The sequence below is a fragment of the Bradyrhizobium sp. MI1.10 genome, assembly GCF_055811035.1.
In genome coordinates, this window is the sequence record NZ_JBVVPN010000008.1 from 46,914 (window position 1) to 69,334 (window position 22,421).

Sequence of the window (22,421 nt, forward strand, 5' to 3'; positions counted from 1 at the left end):
GAACGATTCCGTCCCTCCGCTATTGTATACATACCGTATCCAGAAGCCTTGGGAGTGAGACCGGTGACAAAATCCTTCCCGATGAACGCCTGGTATGCCGCCGCCTGGGACGCCGATGTGAAGCCGGCACTGCTGCCGCGGACGATCTGCGGCAAGCACGTCGTGATGTACCGCAAGGCCGATGGCTCGGTCGCCGCGCTGGAGGATGCCTGCTGGCACCGCCTGGTGCCGCTGTCCAAGGGCCGGCTCGAAGGCGATACCGTCGTCTGCGGCTATCACGGCCTGAAGTACAATGCGCAAGGGCGCTGCACCTTCATGCCCTCGCAGGAGACCATCAACCCGTCGGCCTGCGTGCGCGCGTATCCCGTGGTGGAGCGTCATCGCTACATCTGGCTCTGGATGGGCGATCCCGCGCTGGCCGATCCGAAGCTGGTGCCGGACCTGCACTGGAATCACGATCCCGCCTGGGCCGGCGACGGCAAGACCATCCACGTCAATTGCGACTACCGCCTCGTGCTCGACAATCTCATGGACCTCACCCACGAGACCTTCGTGCACGGCTCGTCCATCGGCAACGAGGCGGTCGCGGAGGCGCCGTTCGACGTCACCCATGGCGAGAAGACTGTTACGGTGACGCGCTGGATGCGCGGCATCGAGGCGCCGCCGTTCTGGGCGAAACAACTCGGCAAGTCCGGCCTCGTCGATCGCTGGCAGATCATCCGCTTCGAGGCGCCGTGCACCATTGCCATCGACGTCGGCGTGGCGCCGACCGGCACCGGCGCGCCCGAAGGCGACCGCTCGCAAGGCGTCAACGGCTTCGTGCTCAACACCATCACGCCGGAAACCGAGAAGACCTGCCACTATTTCTGGGCCTTCGTGCGCAACTATCAGCTCGGCGAGCAGCGCATCACCACCGAGATCCGTGACGGCGTCTCCGGCATCTTCCACGAGGACGAGCTCATCCTCGAGGCGCAGCAGCGCGCGATGGACGAGAACCCGGATCGCATCTTCTACAATCTCAACATCGACGCCGGAGCGATGTGGACACGCAAGCTGATCGACAAGATGGTGGCAAAGGAAAACCCGCCCCAGCATCTCCAGGCCGCGGAGTAAGCCGACATGGCCGAGCGTGAGGTCGACCGCTCCGTCTCGCAGACCGTGAAGGCGCAGCTCGCGCTGCGCGACCAGCTCCTGTCGGGTTCATTGCGCCCCGGCGAGCGCATCTCCGAGCTGCAGGCGGTGGAGACGACCGGCGCCTCGCGCACCCCGGTGCGCATGGCGCTGGTGCGGCTGGAGGAGGAGGGCCTCTTGGAGGCGATTCCCTCCGGCGGCTTCATGGTGAAGGCGTTTTCGGAGCGCGACATCTCCGATTCCATAGAGCTGCGCGGCACGCTCGAAGGGCTCGCCGCGCGCTTTGCCGCCGAGCGCGGCGTTTCCGCGCGCGAGCTCGAACCGCTGAAGGAGTGCCTCGCCGCGATCGACGAGTTGTTGCGCCAGGTCCCGATCTCGGTCGATGCGTTCTCGTCCTATGTCACTCTGAACGCGCGCTTCCACGCCCTGCTCACCGAATTGTCGCGTAGCCCGCCGCTGATCCGGCAGATCGACCGCGCCTCGTCGCTGCCGTTTGCGTCCCCAAGCGGTTTCGTGATGGCGCAGTCGGCGCTGCCCGAGGCGCAGCAGATCCTGATCATCGGGCAGGAGCACCACCGCGTCGTGATCGACGCCATCGAGAATCGCGAAGGCGCCCGTGCCGAAGCGGTCATGCGCGAGCATGCGCGGCTCGCGGTGCGCAATTTGCGGCTCGCACTGCGCAACCGGACCCATCTCGACCTGCTGCCAGCGCTCGCGCTGATCAAGTCCGCAACCGATTGAGGGCCGTCACCATGCGCTTCATCGAAACCTGGATTCCGGCGACGCTCGTCTCGACGCGCGATCTTGCGCCAGGCATCCGCGAATTCCTGATCCGGCCGGACCAGTTCGATGGCGCCGCCTATCCGGTCGGCAGCCACATCAATATCAGCGTCACCATCGACGGGCAGCCGGAGACGCGGTCCTATTCGCTGGTCGGGGAAGCGTCGTCGCAGGGTTTAAGGATCGCGGTGCGCCGCGCCGAGGATTCGCGTGGCGGCTCGCGCTATATGTGGTCGTTGCGGCCGGGCGCGCGGCTCGACATCACGACGCCCGCCTCGCTGCTCGCGGTCGACTGGGCGCGCCAAAACTACTGCCTGATCGCCGGCGGCATCGGCATCACGCCAATCCTGGGTGCGGCACAGGCGCTGGCGCGGCGCGGCGCCGATGTCACGCTGCATTACGCGGTGCGCTCGCGCGCTGAGGCCGCCTATCTCGACGATCTCGCCGCAACGCTGGGTGATCGCCTGGTCGTTCACGCCAGCGATGAGGGCACGCGGCTCGATCTCGACGCTCTGTTCGCCTCGCTGCCCAAGGACGCGCTGGCGCTGTTCTGCGGCCCGATGCGCATGCTGGATGCCGCGCGCCACGCCTGGATCGGCGCCGGCCATCCGCTTCCCGATCTGCGCTACGAGACTTTTGGTTCGAGCGGCACGCTGCCGACCGAGACATTTCGCGTGCGCCTGAAGGGCTCAGATGTCGAGCTGGAGATCCCGCGCGAGCGCTCGATGCTTGATGTCCTCAACGCCAGCGGCCACGACGTGATGTACGACTGCAAGCGCGGCGAATGCGGCCTGTGCGCCATCGACGTGGTCGCCATCGACGGCGAGATCGACCATCGCGACGTCTTCTTCAGCGACCATCAGAAGCAAAGCAACCAGAAGATCTGCGCCTGCGTCTCCCGCGCACGGGGCACCATCACGGTGGATACGCTGCTGCGTGCGGATCCGGTCTAAACGAATTGCAGCGGGATCCATCTGGCGGAATGGAAGGCGCCGCGGGCTCCACCTCGCCCGCTTGCGGGAGAGGTCGCGCCGAAGGCGCGGGTGAGGGCTCTCTCCTCTTGGGGATTCCCTCTACGGAGACACCCTCTCCCCAGCCCTCTCCCGCAAGCGGGAGAGGGGGCTCACCGTCCTTGTGGTCGGCATACGGGCCCATCTGATTTCCACCTACGCCGCGTAGGTTGCCCGCAGCTTCTTCGTGTCAAGCAACGCCAGGACTCCATCCGCCGACACAGGCCGGCTGATGAGATAACCCTGCACCTCGTCGCAACCGATCTGGTGCAGATATTCGAGCTGGTCGGCGGTCTCGACGCCTTCCGCGACCACGCCGATGCGCAGGTCGCGCGCGAGCCCAATCACGGATTTCACGATCGCGGCGCAGTCCGGCTGCGCCAGCATGTCGCGGATGAAGGACTGGTCGATCTTGATGCGGCTGAACGGCAGCTTGCGCAGGTAAGTCAGCGAGGAGAAGCCGGTGCCGAAATCGTCGAGCGCCACGGTGACGCCGAGCTCCAGCAGCGCGTTCAGGACGGACGCGGCGGAGGCGTATTTCGATAGCAGCATCGATTCCGTGATCTCGATCTCGAGCCGGTGCGGGGCGATCTTCGCGTCCGCGAGCGCCTGCACGATGATCTGGAGGAGGCCGTTGTTGTGAAACTGTGCGGCCGAGAAATTCACGGCGACCCTGATCTCTTTGGGCCACTCGGCAACCGTCGCGCAGGCGCGGCGGACGACCCATTCGCCGATCTCGTGGATCAGCCCGGTTTCCTCGGCGATCGGTATGAATTCGCTCGGCGGCACCAGTCCGCGCTGGGGATGCTGCCAACGCAGCAGCGCCTCGAACCCGGTGATGCGGTTGCCGCCGAGGTCGAGAAAGGGCTGAAACACCAGGAACAGCTCGTCCCTGGCGATAGCACCTTCCAGATCCGAATGCAGCGCCTTGCGGTCGCGTGACGAGCGGTCGTCGGCCTCCTCGAAGAAACACACCGTGCCGGGTCCGGCCTTCTTGGCGCGGTAGAGCGCGGTGTCGGCGTTCTTCATGATGTCGAGTTGCGTGCTGCCGTCACGCGGCGCCAGCACGATGCCGACGCTGGTCGCGCCGACGATCTGGCGGCCCTCGATCCGGAACGGTTCGTCGAAGGCCGCGACGAAGCGCTCGGCGATCTCGAGCGCATCCTCAGGCCGCGCCAGATTGGCCATCACCAGCGCGAACTCGTCGCCGCCGATGCGTGAGACATGCTCGGCCGCGCGGGTGCAGCGTTGCAGGCGGCTCGCGATCTGGACCAGAAACTCGTCGCCGGCGGGATGGCCGAATTTGTCGTTGACCTCCTTGAAGCGGTCGAGGTCGAGCAGGAGCACCGCGAATTCCTCGCCGGAGAGGCTGAGCCGCTTCAGAGCGGCGTCGAGCGTTTCGTTGAAAGCGACGCGATTGGGCAGATGGGTCAGCGGGTCCTGCCGCACCGAACGCTCGGCCTCGATCTGCCGCATCACGCGCCGTGCGAACGAGGCCGAATTGACGAACACGCTGCGCAGCAGCACCGATCCGTAGACTACCACGAGGAAGGCGATCAGCAGAAACGCCGGATCGCCATTCCTGCCGAGGCAGATCGCGATGCCAGCGAAGATCGGGGCCGTGAATGCGATCGCCGCGATCGGGATCGTGGCGAAGGCCAGCGCGCCCCCGGCCAGCATCCCCGAACAAAGGCAGGTGATGACGAGCTGCCCGCCCGTTGAGGCATTGGCAAAGAATGCGACCGGAACGGTGCCCCAGGCGGCGCCGAGGATGAAGGCATTGCGCACCAGCCGATGCATGGCTCGGCGCGAGACGAATTGTGGTTTGGTGATGCGGCGCGCGGCATGGGATTGCAGGCCGAACGCGATCGCGGCGCCCGCCACGATGGCGGCCCAGATCAAGGCCAGCTTCAAGTCCGGCGAATGCCACAGCGCGATGACGAGCACCGCGGCGTTGCAGACATTGGCCAGCATGATGCCGACGGAATAGCCGAGCACCAGCGACATCTGTTCGGCGCGGATATGGCCGGCGACGGCTTCGTCGGTTACGGGACCGCCAAAGGCCGACAGATCGCCCGCGAACAGCCGCGCGAAATAGCTGGTCGTTTGAGTCTGCATTCCATAGCCCAGCAGCATGGGCCGTTTGTCCGGCCCGATCCGGAGAATTCGCTGCAAACCTTTGACGAACTATGAATTATCCCCGCTTGCGACGATAGCCGCGACCACTTCTGCGTGTTCGTCACGTCGTATCGATAACAAATCGATACAAATGCGCGCCGGCGAGGTTACGGTCACGGAGCTTGGGGCGCTGAAGCTACTATGGCGCCATGGCCGGGCTAATCCGTTCGAAGGACAGCGTCGCGTCCGCTCGCCTATGTCCCGGCCATCGACGCCTTTGAGGCCACGAGGGAACGTGCCTCCAAACAGCTTCGAGCCGGCGGTCGGCTCGGTGCTGAGACTTCCGATCACGCGATGCGGTTAGGGCGGGAGCGCCTGGACTTGGCACGGCACCCGCCTGCAAATAATCCTCGGCGCCATCTCACAGCTTGTTTCGGTTCTTGCTCGCTCCCTTCAATTTTGGAGCGTCCGAAGTCGATTTTGCCCAATCTGCCATTTGCATGCAGGTCAGCAGGTCGACATAGCTGTCACTGCCGCCAGCCGTCGCTTCGCCTTCGCATCGGGTTCGAAGGCTGTCGGAATTCGTGAGCCAAACGGAATGAAGTTGTTGCAGCGCGGAATTTTCGTCGCGCATGCAATCGTCGTAGGACTGCGCCAGATCCAGGCCCATCGCCTTGTCAGTGGCTACGGTGGCCTTGCAGGTCGCCTCGACATTGAGTTGAGGGACGCGTTCGCTGACTGGAATTGTTGTTTGGCCGCCTATCATCGCCAAGGTCAGCAATACAATCTTCATGCAGGACTCCCCGTTTGAGATTTCACTGAAGCAATTTCATCAGGCGACCGAGCGGGCATCGTATTGATCTGAATCAAGGGGAACGAAGGAGATTGTCTCTCAATATTGTGCGAGTAAACACACCGACCAGCACCGAGACAGTTTCGGGCAACCAGCCCGATCGCGCGAGCAAGAACACGAGGCAGATTGTGATAGTAGTGGGGTATTGAAGACGCAGACGATCCCTGCTGGCCCAAACGTTCAGGTTGTGCTAAAGTAATTCTAGAGGGCCCGTATTGCGCAAGCGACCGAAGATGCCCCTCAAGCGACGCTAGTTCGACCAGGCTTTATATCTCTGTTTCTAGCAATTTGTTTCGAGTTCTGCAGACGCCGTGCGGCGTTTGATGCGGTCGGTGACGCACGTTATCTTGCAAGCAATAAGCGCCCCTCGCGCTGGATCGAAAATACTTCAATTCATACCGCCGCGAGCGGTGTGAACGCATCTGACATCGGCTTTGCTGCCATTCTTCTCTTCGTTTTGATTGCCGTCGCGCCACGCTGCAAGGCAATACGCTGAGACCTTCAATGCTCAGATCCTCGAACGCGATCATGCCGACGGTAACAAGGTGAATCGAACGAAGTCGCAAATCAGAGGTCACCAAATCAGAAGAGGAGGATTCGACATGTTTCGAGGAATTCTGACGCTGACAATTTCTCTTTGCCTTGGTGCGGCGGCCGTGCCTGCCGCGCGGGCGCAGGGCACTGCACCGGCCGTTACCGAACAAGAGGCGCATGCCATCGCAGTGGATGCCTATGTCTACTTTTACGCGCTAATGTCGATGGACATCTCGAGAAAGCAATTCACCAACGGCACGACCGATTTCAGAGGTCCGATGAATACCTTTGTCAACGTGCCGGAATACCCCCCGGCCAATTTCAAGGGCGTGGTGCGGTCGAACTTCGACACGCTGTATTCCGTCTCCTGGCTGAACATGACCAAGGAGCCCGTCGTCATCTCCGCACCAGATACAAGTGAGCGCTACTATCTGCTGCCAATGCTCGACATGTGGACCGATGTCTTCGCGTCGCCAGGCTGGCGAACGACGGGCACCAAGGCCGGCACGTTCCTGATCACGCCCCCGGGCTGGCGGCCCGATCTGCGCGAAAGATTCGCGGAAGAATTCAAGCTTCCGAGCGACACCCAGCGCATCGAGGCGCCGACGCCCCATGTCTGGGTGATCGGCCGCACCAAGACGGATGGCCCGCCCGATTACGATGCCGTCCATAAGATCCAGGCCGGTTACAAGGTCACGCTGCTTTCCGAGTACGGCAAGACACCCAAGCCGGTCGAGTTCAAGCCGGACCCAAGCGTCGACATGAAGACGCCGCCGAAGGTCCAGGTCGATACCATGTCGGCCGGCGTGTACTTCGCCAGCGCCGCAGAACTGCTCAAGCTTCACCCGCCGCATGCTACCGATGAGCCGATCATTGCGCAGATGAAGAAAATCGGCATCGAGCCCGGCAAGAGCTTTGACATCGGCAAGCTCGATCCGGTGTTGCAACGGGCGCTGGAGACCGCTCCGCACGACGGCCAGAAGCTGATGGCCTGGAAAGTGCCGACACTTGCGCGGGTCGCAAATGGCTGGTCGATGAACACCGATACGATGGGTGTCTACGGCAACTACTATTTGAAGCGGGCCATCGTCGCCCAACTTGGGCTGGGCGCGAACCTGCCTGAGGATGCCATCTATCCGCTCAATCTCGGCGACGCGACCGGCAAGCCGCTGGATGGAGCCAACAAGTACACAATTACGTTCGAGAAGGGCGCCGCCCCGCCGGTCAACGCCTTCTGGTCGATCACGCTATACGACCCGGAAGGTTTTCAGGTCGGCAATGCGCTCAACCGTTTTGCCGTGAGCAGCTGGATGCCGTTCAAGTACAACGCAGACGGGTCGCTCGATATATTCTTCCAGAATGATAGCCCGGGCAAGGACAAGGATGCGAACTGGCTTCCGGCGCCGAAGGGAGCCTTTAATCTGACCATGCGCCTTTATAGCCCGAAGTCCGATGCGCTGACCGGAAAGTGGAATCCGCCGCCGGTCGTGAGGACGGAGGCCGGAACAGTGGGCTTGGCCCAATAAAGTTGATTTGAGCGCCGGCGCTTCGGCGCCGGCGTTCGACCGCATGAACACAATGGCGATGCGGCTCCACTGGCCCAGGACCGAAGCACCGTCGATCCTGCCTTCGGGCGAAGGGACGTGGTACCCGCCGGGCGTGAAGCTGGTCTTGTAGAGACAGTCAGCGGCTCAGCGTCCCAACTGCTTGGGGTCGTAATAAAAGCGTTCCTCGACGAGTTCATCCCCCCGCCATGTCTGCCATGCGATCTCATCCAACGTTCGGATGATGCCCTCGGCGGTGGTGAAGCTGAAGGTCCAGCGCGTCGCGACATGATCGCCCTCGATCAGGCTCGGCCCGATGCGCACCGCCTTGACTTCCCTGGAGGCCGCCAGCACGCCGCGCTCCTTGGCGACGAGCTTGTCGCGGCCGACTGTCGGTGCCGCGTTGTTCTCGTAGGTCGCGGCCTCGGGCGTATAGAACTGCTCGATTGCGCCGATGAAATCCCCGGTCTCCAATCGCTTGGCAAAAGCTTCGACGACGTCACGGCTCGGCATGGCACACCTCACGAATAACCGACTGATGGTCGGTAAATACCGACCGATAGTCGAAAAGTCAACTGGCCGCTTGTGCCGAATTCGATTAGACGAGACCCATGGCGAAACAGGCGGAGCGGCGGGCTGCGACATCGGAAGCGATCCTGACGGCGGCGCGCCGCCTGTTCGGGTCGCAAGGCTTTGCCGCGACGACGATGGACGAGATCGCCGAAGCCGCCCGCGTCGCCAAGGGCGCGGTCTATCATCACTTCAAGACAAAGGAAGCGGTGTTCGAAGCGGTGTTCGACAACGTCTCGCGCGATCTCGTCGCCGAGATCGACGGCGCCGCGCGTTCCGAGAAGGATGTGCTCGCCGCGATGGTCGCCGGCACCCAGCATTATTTCGCCGCAACCGCGAAGGGGCCGACCGGCCAGATCATCCTGCGCGACGGCCCGGCGGTGCTCGGCTGGGAGCGCTGGCGCGAGATCGACGCCAAACATTTCGGCGGCAAGCTGCCGCGTGCGATTGCGGCGGCGATGGAGGCTGGCCTGATCGCGCGGCAGCCGGTCGAGCCGCTGGCCCGGCTGCTGCTCGGCGCGGTCACGGAAGCGGCGGTCGCCTGCGCCGGCCGCGCCGATATCGCAAGGGCGGGTGCGGAATATGCCCGTGCGTTCAGGTCGCTGGTCGAGGCGCTGCGCGTCGCTGCATGATCGTGCTAAGTGATGATTGGAAACGCTCCCCAACAAAAAGAACAGTAGCGCATGAACGCAACTTCCTCCCTCTCGCCCTCCGACCCTGAGTTCGACTACGTCATCGTCGGCGCCGGCTCTGCAGGCTGCGTGCTCGCCAACCGGCTCTCGGCGAACGGCAAGCACAGCGTACTGTTGCTCGAAGCAGGCCCGAAGGATTCCAACATCTGGATCCACGTGCCGCTCGGCTACGGCAAGCTGTTCAAGGAAAAGACCGTCAACTGGATGTACCAGACCGAGCCGGAGCCCGAGCTGAAGGGCCGTCAGGTGTTCCAGCCGCGCGGCAAGACCCTGGGCGGGTCGAGCTCGATCAACGGCCTGCTCTACGTTCGCGGCCAGCACGAGGATTACGACAGATGGCGTCAGCGCGGCAACGCCGGCTGGGGCTATGACGACGTGCTGCCCTATTTCAAGAAGGCCGAGAACCAGTCGCGCGGCGCCGATCAATATCACGGCAGCGGCGGCCCGCTGCCGGTGTCCAACATGGTGGTGACCGATCCGTTGTCGAAGGCGTTCATTGACGCCGCAGTCGAGAGCGGTCTGCCCTACAATCCTGATTTCAACGGCGCCACCCAGGAAGGCGTCGGCCTGTTCCAGACCACGACGCGCAATGGCCGCCGCGCCTCGACGGCGGTGGCCTATCTCGGCCCCGCCAAGGCCCGCGGCAATCTCAAGATCGAAACTGGCGCGCTCGGCCAGCGCGTGTTGTTCGAGGGCCGCCGCGCCGTCGGCGTTGAATACCGTCAAGGCGCCAATTTGCGCCGCGCCCGCGCGCGCAAGGAGGTCGTGCTGTCGAGCGGCGCCTACAACTCGCCGCAGCTGCTTCAACTCTCCGGCGTCGGACCCGGCGACCTCCTGCGCAAGCACGGCATCGACGTCGTGCTGGACGCGCCGGGCGTCGGTCACGACCTCCAGGACCACATGCAGGTCCGCATCGTGATGCGCTGCTCGCAGAAGATTACGCTCAACGACACCGTCAATCATCCGCTCCGCCGCACCATGGCCGGCGCACGCTATGCGCTGTTCCGCAAGGGCTGGCTGACGATTGCGGCCGGCACGGCGGGCGCCTTCTTCAAGACCAGCCCGCGGCTGGCCTCGCCGGACATCCAGGTCCACTTCCTGCCGTTCTCGACCGACAAGATGGGCGAGAAGCTGCATGATTTCTCCGGCTTCACGGCGTCGGTGTGCCAGCTCCGCCCCGAAAGCCGCGGGTCCTTGCGCATCAAAAGCGCCGACCCGACAGTGCCGCCGGAGATCCGCATCAACTACATGTCGACCGAGACCGACCGCACCACCAACGTGGAAGGCCTGAAGATCCTGCGCAACATATTGCATGCACCGGCGCTGAAGCCTTTCGTGGTCGACGAGTACGATCCCGGGACGAAGGTAGCCACGGATGCCGAGCTGCTGGATTATTGCCGTGAGCGGGGCAGCACCATCTACCATCCGACCTCGACCTGTCGTATGGGCAATGATGCGCTCGCGGTGGTCGATCAGCGGCTGAAGGTGAGGGGCCTCGAAGGCCTTCGTGTGGTCGACGGCTCGATCATGCCTGACCTGGTCTCGGGGAACACCAACGCGCCGATCATCATGATCGCCGAAAAGGCCTCCGACATGATATTGGAGGATGCGCGGTAAACTCGCGTCTTGAGAGGATTTGGGCTTGGCTACGCGATTCAAGATCGGCACACGCAAGAGCGCGATGGCGCTGGCACAGACGGAAGAGATCGCGCGCCGCCTGACCGCTGCCATGCCCGATCTCGACGTCGAGATCGTCAAGTTCGACACCACGGGCGATCTCGACCAGACCAGCAAGCTGTTGCCCCATGGCGGCAAGGGCGGTGCCTTCGTGGCGCAGATCCGCGCCGCCGTGTTGTCGGGCGAACTCCAGGCGGCGATGCATTCGCTGAAGGACATGCCCGGCAACGAAGACACACCCGGTCTCGTGATCGGCGCCACGCTCTCGCGCGATCCTCCCAATGACGCGCTGGTGCTGCGCGATGGCGTGACGCTGGAGGCGCTGCGCCAATCTCGTGGCAAGGGTTTCAAGATCGGCACCAACGCCGTCCGCCGCGCCGCCTATGCGCGGCGATTGTTTCCCGACGTCGAGATAATCCACTTCCGTGGCGCCGCCGACACGCGCGTGCGAAAACTCGATAATGGCGAGAAGCAGCGCCTGCCGGATGGCGGCGCGGTGGGGCCTGCCGATGCGCTGATCATGGCGCGGTCCGGCCTCGACCGCGTCGGCCTTTCCCATCGCATCGGCTACGAATTCTCCGCTGCGGAAATGCTGCCGGCAGCGGGGCAGGGCATCGTCGCGGTCGAATGCGCGGCACAGGACTGGCAGACGCGTCGCATTCTCGCATCGATCGACGATCCCGCTGCTCACGCCTGCGCCGATGCCGAGCGCGAGGTGCTGTGGGTGCTGAACGGCCATTGCAATTCGCCGGTGGCGGGCTTTTCGACCATTGCGGGCGATCAGATGTCGCTCACCGCGTCCGTGCTCGATCTCTCCGGCAACACCATCATCGAAGCCTTGCGTTCGGGTCCCGCCAATCGTCCCCGCGAACTCGGCCGTGCGGTGGGACTGGATCTGCTGGCCAAGGGCGCCGCCGAGATTATCGAGCGCAGCCGGCCGCGCTAAGTCGGCCGCGAGGCGGGCATCGGTGTGATGATGGCATCATGCGCCTGTTTTGCCCGACGGGTCAAATGTTGGTGCGATCCGATGCGATGACGGCGCACCTGATTTCCGTCCGCCCTAAGTCATTGATCGGGCGTGGCCTCTCTACTGTGCATGGGGTTGTTTTCGTGCTTTTTTGTTTTCCCACTCCCCAGGCGCAAAATAAATCAGCCCCGCACACGCTTCAGCATCTGCTCAACATGGGCGATCGGCGTCTCCGGCTGGATGCCGTGGCCGAGATTGAAGATGAACCGCCCCTGCGCAAAATTCGCCAGCGTGTCGTCGACCGCGCGGTCGAGCGCGGCGCCGCCTGTGATCAGCACCAGCGGATCGAGATTGCCCTGAACCGCAACCTTGCTCTGCACGCGCTCGCGGATGAAGGCCGGCTCCGCGGTCCAGTCGATGCTGACAGCGTTGACGCCGGTCGCCTCGACGAACCCGGGCAGTTGCGCACCGGCACCGCGCGGAAAGCCGATGATCTTCGCATCCGGCACCTTGGCGCGCACGCCTTCGACGATGCGCCGGGTCGGTTCGATCGACCAGCGCGCGAACTCGGCGGGTGGCAGCACGCCGGCCCAGGTGTCGAAGATCTGCAAGGCGTTGGCGCCTGCCGCAAGCTGCGCCAGCAGATATTCGATCGAGTTCTCGACCAGCACGTCGATGATCTCAGCGAACGCCTCCGGATGCCGGTAGGCCATCATCCGCGCCGGCGCCTGGTCAGGCGTGCCCTGGCCGGCGACCATGTAGGTCGCCACCGTCCAAGGGGCGCCGCAGAAGCCGATCAACGCGATCTTGGGATCGACCGCGCCGCGCACGATTTTGAGCGCCTCGAACACCGGCGCGAGCTTGCCGAAATCGGCGTGCTTGGCCAGTGTCGCGACCTTGGCGGGATCATCCAGCGGCTCGAGCCGCGGACCCTCGCCGACCTCGAAGCGCACGGAGCGTCCGAGCGCATAGGGGATCACCAGGATGTCGGAGAAGATGATCGCCGCATCGAAGCCGAACCTCCGGATGGGCTGCAGCGTCACCTCGGCGGCAAGCTCCGGGTTGAAGCAGAGGTCGAGGAAGCCGCCGGCCCTGGCGCGCACCTCGCGATATTCCGGCAAGTAACGGCCGGCCTGCCGCATCATCCAGATCGGCGGAATGACCTGCCGCTGGCCGGAGAGGACGTCGATGAAAGGCTTTGTCGCAGACTGGGGCACGAACGGTCCTGAGGATGGTTAGGGCTCCTGATACACCGCCGCGGCCCGAAGCGGAACAGGGGAACCAAGCGCAATTCGACCGCGTTGACCAGCCAACGGAGGACGAGACCATGGCTGAGACATTCAACCCCGCGCCGCATGACAAGCACGCCGACGATCTGCACGAAGCGCTCGCCGCCGACCGCCACGCCAAGCTCGACGCCGGGCTGAAAGATACCTTCCCGGCGTCCGATCCCGTGAGCGCCGCCCAGCCAACGCCCTCGAAGGCCGATGCGGAGGCCGACAATCCCTCGCTCTGGGACAAGGTTAAGGCCATCTTCAGCTAGCCGCGGGAGCGCCGGATTCCGATAGGTCTGCTAATGCCCTGTTAGCGATGCGCTGATTCCGGTGTCCGTACGACTACGGGAACCGCCGACATCGCCGCATATTTCTGCGGGCGTTTCAGAGTTCAATAACAGAAGCAGCAGAGTTTCCGATCTTCGGAGAATTCTGCCGCATGAGTGCTGTGACCCAAAGAGCCGGATTGAGCCGCCTGCCGCTGCGGGCAGCTGCGTTCGTCGCGCTGACCTGCGTGGCCATCCTCGGCGTCAGCGGCTGGCGGGAATGGGCGGCCCGCGACGCGGTGCTCAAGGGCGCCGAGACCGAGATGGCCAACGTTGCGCGATCGCTGACGCAGCATGCCGATGACAGCCTCGATCTGCTGGATTCTGGCGTCGTCGGCGTCGTCAGCCGGCTGGAGATGGACGGCACCGAGCCGGCCACGATCGCCAAGCTCAGAACCCTGCTGGAGGTGCGCAAGAAGGCGGTAGAGCGCATCCACAGCCTCGCCATCATTGACGACCGCGGCAACTGGTTGACCTCGCCCGGCACGATCGGCTCGACTCTGAACGACGACGCGTTCTTCCGTTATCACCAGCTCTCGCCGAAACGGGAGCCCCATGTCGGCCGGCCCGTGAAGAGCCTGCTCGACGGCGAGTGGGTCGTCACCCTGTCGCGCCGTTTCAACAAGCTGGATGGCAGCTTCGGTGGCGTGGTGCTCGCGACCATCAGCTCGGGATATCTCTCGCATTTCTACGAACAGTTCGAGATCGGCCGCAACAGCTCGGTGGCGTTGACACACGGCGACGGCCTGATCATCGCGCGCTACCCGAGTAACGAGAAATACATCGGCCGCAGCGTTGCCAATACGCCGCTGTTCCGCGACGCTGCTCTGCAGCGGCCGGGCGGCGTCTATCATTTCAAGTCGCCGCTCGATGGCGCCGAACGCGTCAGCTTCTTCAAGCGCTCTGGCCGTTATCCGCTGGTCCTGCTCGCCACCGTCGACAAGGACGAGCTGCTCGCACCCTGGCGCGCTGCGGTGATCTCCCGCATGCTCTACGTGCTCGCGTTGGTCATGCTGATCGCAATCATTGGTGCGGTGCTGGTGCGGCAGTTGCAGCGGGGCCAGAGCATGGCGGCCGCGCTGGTCGAGAAGGAAGCGAATTTCCGACTGCTTGCCGAAAGCTCCAGCGACATGGTGACGCGTATGGGGCTCGACGAGCGGCTGCGCTATGTCTCGCCATCGTCGATTGGCGTCGTCGGCTGGCGCGCCAATCAGCTGATCGGAACCCTCGCGCTCGCCGGCATTCACGCGGACGACCGGCCGCAGGTCCAGGCTCTCGTCGACGCCATGAAACGCGGCGAGAAGGAGGAGGTGCGCGTTACCTATCGCAACGCGCACCGGCAGAACGCCGAAGTCTGGCTCGAATCGACCATGCGGGTGACCCGCAAGGAGAGTGGCAGCGTCGACGGCGTGGTCGCGATCTCGCGCGACATCACCGAGCAGAAGAAGCTCGAGACCCGGCTCGAAACGCTCGCGATCGAGGACAGCCTCACCGGGCTTGCTAATCGCCGCCGCTTCGATGAACGACTGAAGGAGGAGTGGGCGCGTGCCTATCGCGAGCGCTCCAGCCTTTCCCTGCTGATGATCGACGTCGACCACTTCAAGTCTTACAACGACGAATACGGCCATCCCGCGGGCGATGCCTGCCTCCGGCAGGTGGCGCAGATCATCGCCGCCGAGATGCATCGTTCCGGCGATCTGGCGGCGCGTTACGGCGGCGAGGAGTTCGCCATGCTGCTGCCGAACACCGACGCTGCCGGCTGCGCCCTGATCGGCGACCGGATCCGACGGGCGATCCGCGATGCGGGCCTCGTCCACGCCAGCAACCATGCGGCTGGCTGCGTCACCGCTTCGCTCGGCGGTGCTGCCTGCCGGCCGGCGCTGGAGCGCACGGCCGGCGTCACCTCGCTGATCGAGGCCGCCGACCAGGCGCTCTATGCCGCCAAGGAAGCCGGGCGCAACCGGCTGATGATGTCGGGCGAGGTGAGCAACCTTCTTCTCAAGGCGTCCGGTCAGTAACCCCGCTCAATAATGCGGGGGGCGCTCATTGGCGGCTCCCGGCGCATTCGCCTCGGCCTCCTGCAGCCGCTCGCCGAGCTCTGCGATCCTTCGCGTCAGCGCGTCGATCTGCTTCCACTGCGCGGTGATGGTCTGGTTCAGCGTCTCGATCGCGTCGTCCTGATAGGCGAGGCGCGTCTCAAGCGTGTCGATGCGCTCGCCGAGCGTCTGGATCTCATTCGTCACGTGCCGCGTCCTTATTTCGTTCGGGCGAGCCAAGTTCTTGCAAGCCGAGTTGTTGCGCGCCAAGTTGCTGCAAACCATGACCGAGCGCGACCCGTTCGTCGAACACGAAGCATTCGCCGCGCCAGCGACTCTGAGCCTCCGGCACCTCTTCCAGATATTTGAGAATGCCGCCCTTGAGGTGATAGACCTCGGCAAAGCCGCGCGCGAGCAGATGCGCGCTCGCTTTCTCGCAGCGGATGCCGCCGGTGCAGAACATCGCGATTCTGCGGTGTTTGACAGGATCGAGCCGTTCGGCCGCAAATTCCTTGAACTGGCCAAAGCTCTCGATGCCTGGGTCGAGCGCGCCGTCGAACGTCCCCATCGCCACCTCGAAGGCGTTCCTGGTGTCGAGCACCAGCGTGTCGGGCGCCGCGATCAGCGCGTTCCATTCGCTCGCATCGACATAGGTGCCGACCTGCCGGGTCGGATCGGCGGCTTCGTCGCCGAGCGTGACGATCTCCTTCTTCAGCCGCACCTTGAGCCGGCCGAATGGCATCGCCTCGGCGGTCGAGAACTTCAATTCGAGATTGTTCAACCTGCCGCTGAAGATGTCGCCGTGCGCGAGCTCATGGACGAGAGCGTCGATCGCCGCGCCCGCACCCGCGACCGTGCCGTTGATGCCCTCCTGCGCGAGCAGCACGCTGCCCTTCACCGCCAGGCCGGCGCAGAACGCGCGCAGCGGCTCGCGCAACTCCCGGTAATCGGGCAGGGCGGCGAATTGGTAGAAGGCGGCGACCTTGCAAATCATGGCGCCCGTTTAGCAGGCGGGGCGCGCCCGGAAAACCCGCAAGAAGCAGCTCTATTCCCAGCGGATGGCAGCCATTTCCCTGGTATGCCAGCATTGCCCCGGCGGGCCGGAATGTGTCATGTAGGCGCGGCTTTTTCCGAAACGACACGCCATCCGCGCCAGACGCCAACGAGAGCAAGAATTCGATGAGAAACTTCCATTTCCCCGGCAGGTCCACGGTCCACGCCACCAACGCGATGGTGGCGACCTCGCATCCGCAGGCGTCACTCGCCGCGATCGAGGTGCTGCGCGAGGGCGGCACGGCGGTGGACGCGGCCGTTGCGGGCTCGGCCATTCTCGGCGTGATCGAGCCGCAATCGACCGGCATCGGCGGCGACTGCTTTGCGCTGATCCAGCCGCGCGGCGAGGGCAAGATCATCGCCTATAACGGCTCGGGGCGCGCGCCGAAGGCGGCGAACGCCGACTGGTATCTCGAGCGCAAGATCAACTCCGTGCCGCTGACCTCGGCGCATGCGGTGTCGATCCCCGGCGTGATCGACGCCTTTGCGACCGTTTTGCGCGATCACGGCAAGTTCGGCTTCGACCGCCTGCTCCAGCCCGCGATCAAGGCCGCCGAGGAAGGCTACGTCGTCGCCCCTCGCATCGCCTTCGACTGGAAGAACCAGTTCGAGAAGCTGAAGGGTGGCACCAACACGGAGCGGTATCTGTTGCCGCACGGCAAGCCGCCGGTGGCCGGCGACGTCATCCGCCAAGCCGAGCTCGGCAAGACGCTACGGGCGATCGCCAAGGACGGCCGCGACGCCTTCTACAAGGGCCCGATCGCCGAGGACATGGTGGAGACCCTGCGCGGAATCGGCGGCCTCCACACGCTCGACGATTTCGCCGCGCACACCACCGAGACGACGACGCCGATCGGCACCATGTACAAGGGCTACGACGTCTGGCAGTGCCCGCCGAACGGACCCGGCCTCACCATGCTGCTGATGTTGAACATCCTGTCGCGGTTCGACCTGACGAAATACGCGCCGCTCAGCGTCGAGCGCTTCCACCTCGAAGCCGAGGCCGCGCGCATCGCCTACATGCATCGCGAGCTGCATGTCGCCGATCCCGAGCATATGCAGATCGAGGTCGCTAGGATTCTCGCCAAGGAATACTGCAACGAGCACATCGACAAGATCCGCATGGACGGCATGCTCGACCTGCCGAACGTCGCGCCGCCGATGAATCCCTCGACCATCTACATCACCGTCGTGGACAAGGACCGCAACGTCTGCTCGTTCATCAACTCGGTCGCGCATTCCTTCGGCTCCGCCATCGTCTCGAACAAGACCGGCATCCTGCTCCAGAATCGCGCCGGCGGCTTCCGCATCCAGCCCGGCCACCCGAATTGCATCGCCGGCGGCAAGCGCCCGCTGCACACGATCATGCCGAGCCTGCTCACCAAGGGCGGCCGTTCGGTGATGCCGTTCGCGGTGATGGGCGGACAATATCAGCCGGTTGGCCAAGCCCATGTGGTGACCAACATTCTCGATTATGGCTGCGACGTGCAGGAGGCGATCGATATGCCGCGCGGCCTGCATTACGAAGGACAGTACCAGCTCGAGGACAGCGTGCCGGCCAATATCGTCGAAGGCCTGAAGAAACTCGGCCACAAGACCACCAGCGTCGTCGGTCCGCTCGGCGGCGCGCAGGCGATCTGGATCGACTGGGACAAGGGCACGCTCACCGGCGGTTCCGATCCGCGCAAAGACGGTTGCGCGCTCGGATACTGACCGCCGCGCACGGGGTTCCCCGCGCAACATCAGCAAAATTTGACGAAGGGCGACGCGGCATTTGCTGCGTCGCCCTTTCTCGTTCGGAACGGAGTTCACTGCTTCAGGTTAAGGGCCGATGAGCGGTGCAGGCGTGCGCTGCTCTTGCTCGAAGCGGCGGAGGCCCTCCATGTCCGAAAAATCAGGTTCCGGACCGACCGGATTCGATCGGCGCGCCTTCATGGCTGGCGCTGCCGGCAGTGCGCTGGTCCCCATGACAGCGCGTGCGGCCGCGCAGGATGCGAGCGTGTCGGCCGCGCAGGATCCGGCGCTCCCCGTCGATGTCACGCTGCGGGTCAACGGCAAGGACAAGCGCCTGCACATCGACGCGCGCACAACGGTGCTCGACGCGCTGCGGGAGCATCTCAAGCTCACCGGCAGCAAAAAGGGCTGCGACCACGGCCAATGTGGTGCCTGCACGGTACTGATCGACGATCGACGCGTGGTGTCGTGCCTGACGCTCGCGCTCGCGGCCGAGGGGCAGGAGATCACCACGATCGAGGGCCTTGCCACCGACGATCATTTGCATCCGATGCAACAGGCCTTCGTCGACAACGACGCGTTTCAATGCGGCTATTGTACGCCGGGCCAGATCATGTCCGCCGTGGCCTGCGTCAAGGAGGGGCATGCGGGCAGCGAGGCCGACATCCGCGAATACATGAGCGGCAACATCTGCCGCTGCGCCGCCTATCCCAACATCGTCGCTGCCGTGAAGCAGGCCGCGCCCGAGATCATGAAAGGCTAGGCCCATGCGATCGTTTTCCTACCAAAGGGCAACAGACCCCGACATGGCCGTGCAGGCGCTCAGCGCTGCCGCAACTGCGAACAATCCGCTGACCAAGGCTACAGCACAGCCGCTCGCCGGCGGCACCACGCTGATCGACCTGATGAAGCTGGACGTGATGCGGCCCGCGGCAATCGTCGATATCAATCCGCTGGCGCGCAGCTGGTCGGCGATCGAGCCCGGCAGTGACGGCTTGCGGCTCGGCGCGCTCGCCAAGATGTCCGACGTGGCCGCGCATGCCGAGATCCAGCGCAACTATCCGGTGATCGCGAATTCCCTGAAGCTCGCCGCCAGCGCCCAGCTGCGCAACATGGCGACGCTCGGCGGCAACGTGATGCAGCGAACGCGTTGCAGCTATTTCCGCGATGTCTCCTATGAGAATTGCAACAAGCGCAATCCCGGTTCGGGCTGTGCCGCCATGGACGGCGTCAATCGCATGCATGCGGTGCTCGGTACTTCCGATCAGTGCATCGCAACCTATCCCGGCGATTTTGCCCAGGCGCTGATCGCGCTGGATGCGGTGGTCGAAATCACCGGCAGGTCCGGCACGCGCAGCCTGCCGTTCGCAGATTTGCACAAGGCGCCCGGCACGACGCCCGAGATCGAGACCACGCTTCGGCCCGGTGAGCTGATCTCTGCGTTCTCCATTCCCGGCCGCTGGCCGCGCTCGGTGTATCTCAAGGCGCGCGACCGTCAGTCCTACGAGTTCGCGCTGTCGTCGGCTGCGGTCGCGCTCGATGTGCAGGATGGCACGATCAGGGACGCGCGTGTCGCGCTCGGCGGCGTCGCCACCGTGCCGTGGCGGGCGCGCGAGGCTGAGGCGCTGCTGAAGGGACAGAAATTCGACGACGGTCTGGCGCAGCGTGTGGCCGATGCCGCGTTTGCCGACGCCAAGGGCCGCCGGCACAACAGCTTCAAGATCGCGCTCGGCAAGCGCGTGGTGGCGCGCGCGCTCCAGCAGGCCGTAACCATGGAGATCTGATCATGACCGCTGCAGCTCCCGAGCCGAAAGCAAACATGGGCCATCCCGTGCCGCGCTATGACGCGGCCGCAAAGGTCACGGGCCGGGCGACATATGCGTCCGACATGCCGCTCGACAATCCAGCCTACGCATTCTTGGTCACCAGCGCCATCGCCAAGGGCCGCATCGACGGTTTCGATCTCGACGATGCCAGGCAGGTCCGCGGCGTGATCGACATCGTCACGCACGAGAACGCTCCGAAGCTGAAGGAATCGAAACTGTTCAGCAATGGCGGCTATGCCGGGACCACGATCCAGCCGCTGAAATCAGCCGACGTCGCCCATGATGGCCAGATCATCGCCGTCGTCATCGCCGAAAGTTACGAGGCGGCGCGCGAGGCCGCCAATCGCGTCAAGGTCAGCTACACGGCCGTGGCGCCGAGTGCGAGCTTTGAGTCGCCGGGGACCACCACGGCGGCGGCAAAGGGACAGAACGCACAGTTCAAGGAAGACCCGGAGGTCGGCGATTTCGCCAAGGCGTTCGACGCAGCCGAGGTCAAACTCACCGCCTCCTATGACACGCCGACCCAGCACCACAATCCAATGGAGCTGTTTACGACGAGCTGCGCCTGGATGGGCGACAACCTCGTCATCTACGAGGGCAGCCAGTATGTCTACGGCCTGAAGAACGGCGTCGCCGAGCAGCTCGGCATCGACGCCGACAAGGTCCGTGTCGTCAATCCCTATGTCGGCGGGGGCTTTGGTTCGCGCGGCTCGATGACGCCCCGCACCGCCATCATCGCCGGCATTGCCAAACGCCTGAACCGGCCGATCAAGCTGGTGCCGACCCGCGACCAGGGTTTCACCATCGCCACCTACCGGGCCGAGACGCGCCACGAGATCAGGCTTGGTGCGGGCCGGGACGGCAAGCTGGTGGCTTTGAGGCACGACGGCGCGGAGGTTTCGTCGCGTCCGGATGCCTATTGCGTCGGCGGCACGAAGACGACGACGCGGCTCTATGCCTGCCCGAACGTCGCAAGTCTGGTGTCGATCGTGCGCGCTGACCGCAATACGCCCGGCTTCATGCGCTCTCCGCCGGAGGTGCCGTATCTCTTCGCGCTTGAGAGCGCGATGGACGAGCTTGCGGTGAAACTGAACATGGACCCTGTCGAGCTCCGCCGCATCAACGACACCACCGTGGAGCCGATCGGCGGCAAGCCTTATACGTCGCGGTCCTTGATGGCGTGCTTCGACGAGGCCGCCAGGGCGTTCGGCTGGTCGCAGCGTTCGCCGCAGCCGAAATCGATGTCGGACGGCGACTGGCTGATAGGCTATGGCTGTGCCGCCACCTGCTATCCGACGCAGATGGCGCCCTCTGCCGCGCGCGTCCGCCTCCAGCGCGACGGCCGTACCCGGGTCGAGATCGCCGGTCACGAGATCGGCACCGGCGCGTATACCGTCATCGCCCAGACCGCGGCCGAGCGGCTCGGCGTGCCGCTGGAGAAGGTCGCGGTGTTCCTGGGCGACAGCGATCTGCCGCCGGCGCCTGTTGCCGGCGGTTCGAACTCGACTGCCAGCACCTGCTCGGCGGTGATGATGGTGTGCGACCGAATTCGTCAAAGGCTGTTCAAGGCCGTGATGCCGAGCGACAGCCTAGCCGACAAGGCCAAAGAGACCGTCGGCATCAGCCAGGCGCCGAGCACGCAGGCGGCGCAGAGCGATCGTCCACTCGATATCGAAAAGGCCTTCGACGCACTCGGTGTCGGTATCGTCGAGGAATACGGCGAGTGGAAGCCCGAAGGCGCGCCGCTGGATTCATTCACGGCGATGCACAGCGGGCACGCGCGGCTCGTCGGTGGCCATCAGATGAAGGACAAGATCGCGTACGCCTTCGGTGCCGAGTTCGTCGAGATCCGCGTCAACCGCTTTACCCATGAAATCCGCTGCCCCCGGCTGGTCGGAGCGTTCGCGGCGGGCCGCATCATGAATCCGCGCACGGCGCGCAGCCAGCTCATGGGCGGCCTGATCTGGGGCATGTCCTCGGCACTGCTGGAGGCCACCGAGATCGACGAGCGCAATGCGCGTTACGTCAACGACAATCTAGCCGACTATCTCGTGCCAGTGAATGCCGACGTCCCCGGTGTCGAGGTGATCCTGCTTTCCGAGCAGGACGATCACATCAACCCGGCCGGCGTGAAGGGCCTCGGCGAGCTCGCCAATGTCGGCACCAATGCGGCGATCTGCAATGCGATCTATCACGCCACAGGCCAGCGCATCCGCAAGCTGCCCGTGCGGCTGGAAAATATCGAGGCCTGAGGGGGTGGCAACGGCGTCGGCGTTGCGCTAGACCCCTTCCGCCT

Annotated in this window: 19 protein-coding genes; 13 read left to right on the forward strand and 6 right to left on the reverse strand. The window is 64.4% G+C overall.

Annotated features, from left to right (window positions below; all coding sequences use genetic code 11):
- The first annotated feature begins 63 nt into the window (after nucleotides 1–63).
- The 3 genes from AC0L3K_RS10690 to AC0L3K_RS10700 are packed head-to-tail and all read left to right on the forward strand — an operon-like array spanning nucleotide 64 to nucleotide 2,864.
- Nucleotides 64–1,113: an aromatic ring-hydroxylating dioxygenase subunit alpha gene (locus AC0L3K_RS10690; RefSeq protein ID WP_473365946.1), complete on the forward strand. Its 1,050-nt coding sequence runs from the start codon at nucleotides 64–66 to the stop codon at nucleotides 1,111–1,113.
- Between the two features lie 6 nt (nucleotides 1,114–1,119).
- Complete coding sequence (locus tag AC0L3K_RS10695; RefSeq protein ID WP_007595257.1) at nucleotides 1,120–1,872, forward strand: GntR family transcriptional regulator; 753 nt, start codon at nucleotides 1,120–1,122, stop codon at nucleotides 1,870–1,872.
- Between the two features lie 11 nt (nucleotides 1,873–1,883).
- The gene (locus AC0L3K_RS10700) at nucleotides 1,884–2,864 is read left to right on the forward strand and encodes a PDR/VanB family oxidoreductase (RefSeq protein WP_473365947.1); all 981 of its coding nucleotides are present in this window, start codon (nucleotides 1,884–1,886) and stop codon (nucleotides 2,862–2,864) included.
- A 213-nt stretch (nucleotides 2,865–3,077) separates the two neighbouring features.
- Here the strand turns inward: AC0L3K_RS10700 and AC0L3K_RS10705 are convergent, their stop codons facing one another.
- Nucleotides 3,078–5,039, reverse strand: coding sequence for a putative bifunctional diguanylate cyclase/phosphodiesterase (locus AC0L3K_RS10705; protein WP_473365948.1), 1,962 nt, complete (start codon nucleotides 5,037–5,039; stop codon nucleotides 3,078–3,080).
- Between the two features lie 421 nt (nucleotides 5,040–5,460).
- The gene (locus AC0L3K_RS10710; RefSeq protein WP_007595254.1) at nucleotides 5,461–5,832 is read right to left on the reverse strand and encodes a hypothetical protein; all 372 of its coding nucleotides are present in this window, start codon (nucleotides 5,830–5,832) and stop codon (nucleotides 5,461–5,463) included.
- A gap of 662 nt (nucleotides 5,833–6,494) precedes the next feature.
- Between AC0L3K_RS10710 and AC0L3K_RS10715 the strand changes: the two genes are divergently transcribed.
- Nucleotides 6,495–7,952, forward strand: coding sequence for a DUF1254 domain-containing protein (locus AC0L3K_RS10715; protein ID WP_473365949.1), 1,458 nt, complete (start codon nucleotides 6,495–6,497; stop codon nucleotides 7,950–7,952).
- A gap of 165 nt (nucleotides 7,953–8,117) precedes the next feature.
- On the opposite strand, the gene AC0L3K_RS10720 is transcribed toward AC0L3K_RS10715, so the two are convergent.
- On the reverse strand, nucleotides 8,118–8,483 hold the full coding sequence (locus AC0L3K_RS10720) for a nuclear transport factor 2 family protein (protein WP_354127421.1): 366 nt from the start codon (nucleotides 8,481–8,483) through the stop codon (nucleotides 8,118–8,120).
- 98 nt (nucleotides 8,484–8,581) lie between these two features.
- On the opposite strand from AC0L3K_RS10720, the gene AC0L3K_RS10725 reads away from it, so the two are divergent.
- The 3 genes from AC0L3K_RS10725 to hemC are packed head-to-tail and all read left to right on the forward strand — an operon-like array spanning nucleotide 8,582 to nucleotide 11,855.
- The gene (locus AC0L3K_RS10725) at nucleotides 8,582–9,172 is read left to right on the forward strand and encodes a TetR/AcrR family transcriptional regulator (RefSeq protein ID WP_473365950.1); all 591 of its coding nucleotides are present in this window, start codon (nucleotides 8,582–8,584) and stop codon (nucleotides 9,170–9,172) included.
- Between the two features lie 51 nt (nucleotides 9,173–9,223).
- Nucleotides 9,224–10,849 (forward strand): GMC family oxidoreductase, encoded by a 1,626-nt coding sequence (locus AC0L3K_RS10730; RefSeq protein ID WP_473365951.1) that lies wholly within the window; start codon nucleotides 9,224–9,226, stop codon nucleotides 10,847–10,849.
- Between the two features lie 25 nt (nucleotides 10,850–10,874).
- A complete protein-coding gene (gene hemC / locus AC0L3K_RS10735) occupies nucleotides 10,875–11,855 on the forward strand; it encodes a hydroxymethylbilane synthase (RefSeq protein WP_354127418.1) in 981 nt (326 codons plus the stop codon).
- A 203-nt stretch (nucleotides 11,856–12,058) separates the two neighbouring features.
- On the opposite strand, the gene hemE is transcribed toward hemC, so the two are convergent.
- Nucleotides 12,059–13,093 carry a uroporphyrinogen decarboxylase gene (gene hemE, locus AC0L3K_RS10740; RefSeq protein ID WP_473365952.1) on the reverse strand — a complete coding sequence of 345 codons (1,035 nt, stop codon included), beginning with the start codon at nucleotides 13,091–13,093 and terminating at the stop codon, nucleotides 12,059–12,061.
- 110 nt (nucleotides 13,094–13,203) lie between these two features.
- Here hemE and AC0L3K_RS10745 point away from each other — a divergent pair, with 110 nt between their 5' ends.
- Both AC0L3K_RS10745 and AC0L3K_RS10750 read left to right on the forward strand, forming a co-directional pair.
- Nucleotides 13,204–13,419: a hypothetical protein gene (locus AC0L3K_RS10745; RefSeq protein ID WP_007595236.1), complete on the forward strand. Its 216-nt coding sequence runs from the start codon at nucleotides 13,204–13,206 to the stop codon at nucleotides 13,417–13,419.
- Nucleotides 13,420–13,589: 170 nt separating this feature from the next.
- Nucleotides 13,590–15,494 carry a sensor domain-containing diguanylate cyclase gene (locus tag AC0L3K_RS10750; protein WP_007595234.1) on the forward strand — a complete coding sequence of 635 codons (1,905 nt, stop codon included), beginning with the start codon at nucleotides 13,590–13,592 and terminating at the stop codon, nucleotides 15,492–15,494.
- 6 nt (nucleotides 15,495–15,500) lie between these two features.
- On the opposite strand, the gene AC0L3K_RS10755 is transcribed toward AC0L3K_RS10750, so the two are convergent.
- A complete protein-coding gene (locus AC0L3K_RS10755; protein ID WP_007595232.1) occupies nucleotides 15,501–15,719 on the reverse strand; it encodes a SlyX family protein in 219 nt (72 codons plus the stop codon).
- Nucleotides 15,709–16,506, reverse strand: a complete 798-nt coding sequence (gene trhO, locus AC0L3K_RS10760) for an oxygen-dependent tRNA uridine(34) hydroxylase TrhO (protein ID WP_219684455.1) — start codon at nucleotides 16,504–16,506, stop codon at nucleotides 15,709–15,711. Before trhO ends, AC0L3K_RS10755 begins: the two co-directional genes overlap by 11 nt.
- Nucleotides 16,507–16,691: 185 nt before the next feature.
- Here trhO and ggt point away from each other — a divergent pair, with 185 nt between their 5' ends.
- The 4 genes from ggt (at nucleotide 16,692) to AC0L3K_RS10780 (ending at nucleotide 22,377) form a co-directional block, all read left to right on the forward strand.
- A complete protein-coding gene (gene ggt, locus AC0L3K_RS10765) occupies nucleotides 16,692–18,278 on the forward strand; it encodes a gamma-glutamyltransferase (protein WP_007595222.1) in 1,587 nt (528 codons plus the stop codon).
- A 169-nt stretch (nucleotides 18,279–18,447) separates the two neighbouring features.
- Complete coding sequence (locus tag AC0L3K_RS10770; protein ID WP_219684457.1) at nucleotides 18,448–19,062, forward strand: (2Fe-2S)-binding protein; 615 nt, start codon at nucleotides 18,448–18,450, stop codon at nucleotides 19,060–19,062.
- A gap of 4 nt (nucleotides 19,063–19,066) precedes the next feature.
- The gene (locus AC0L3K_RS10775) at nucleotides 19,067–20,083 is read left to right on the forward strand and encodes an FAD binding domain-containing protein (protein WP_219684458.1); all 1,017 of its coding nucleotides are present in this window, start codon (nucleotides 19,067–19,069) and stop codon (nucleotides 20,081–20,083) included.
- A gap of 2 nt (nucleotides 20,084–20,085) precedes the next feature.
- Nucleotides 20,086–22,377, forward strand: a complete 2,292-nt coding sequence (locus AC0L3K_RS10780) for a xanthine dehydrogenase family protein molybdopterin-binding subunit (RefSeq protein WP_007595217.1) — start codon at nucleotides 20,086–20,088, stop codon at nucleotides 22,375–22,377.
- Nucleotides 22,378–22,421: the final 44 nt, after the last annotated feature.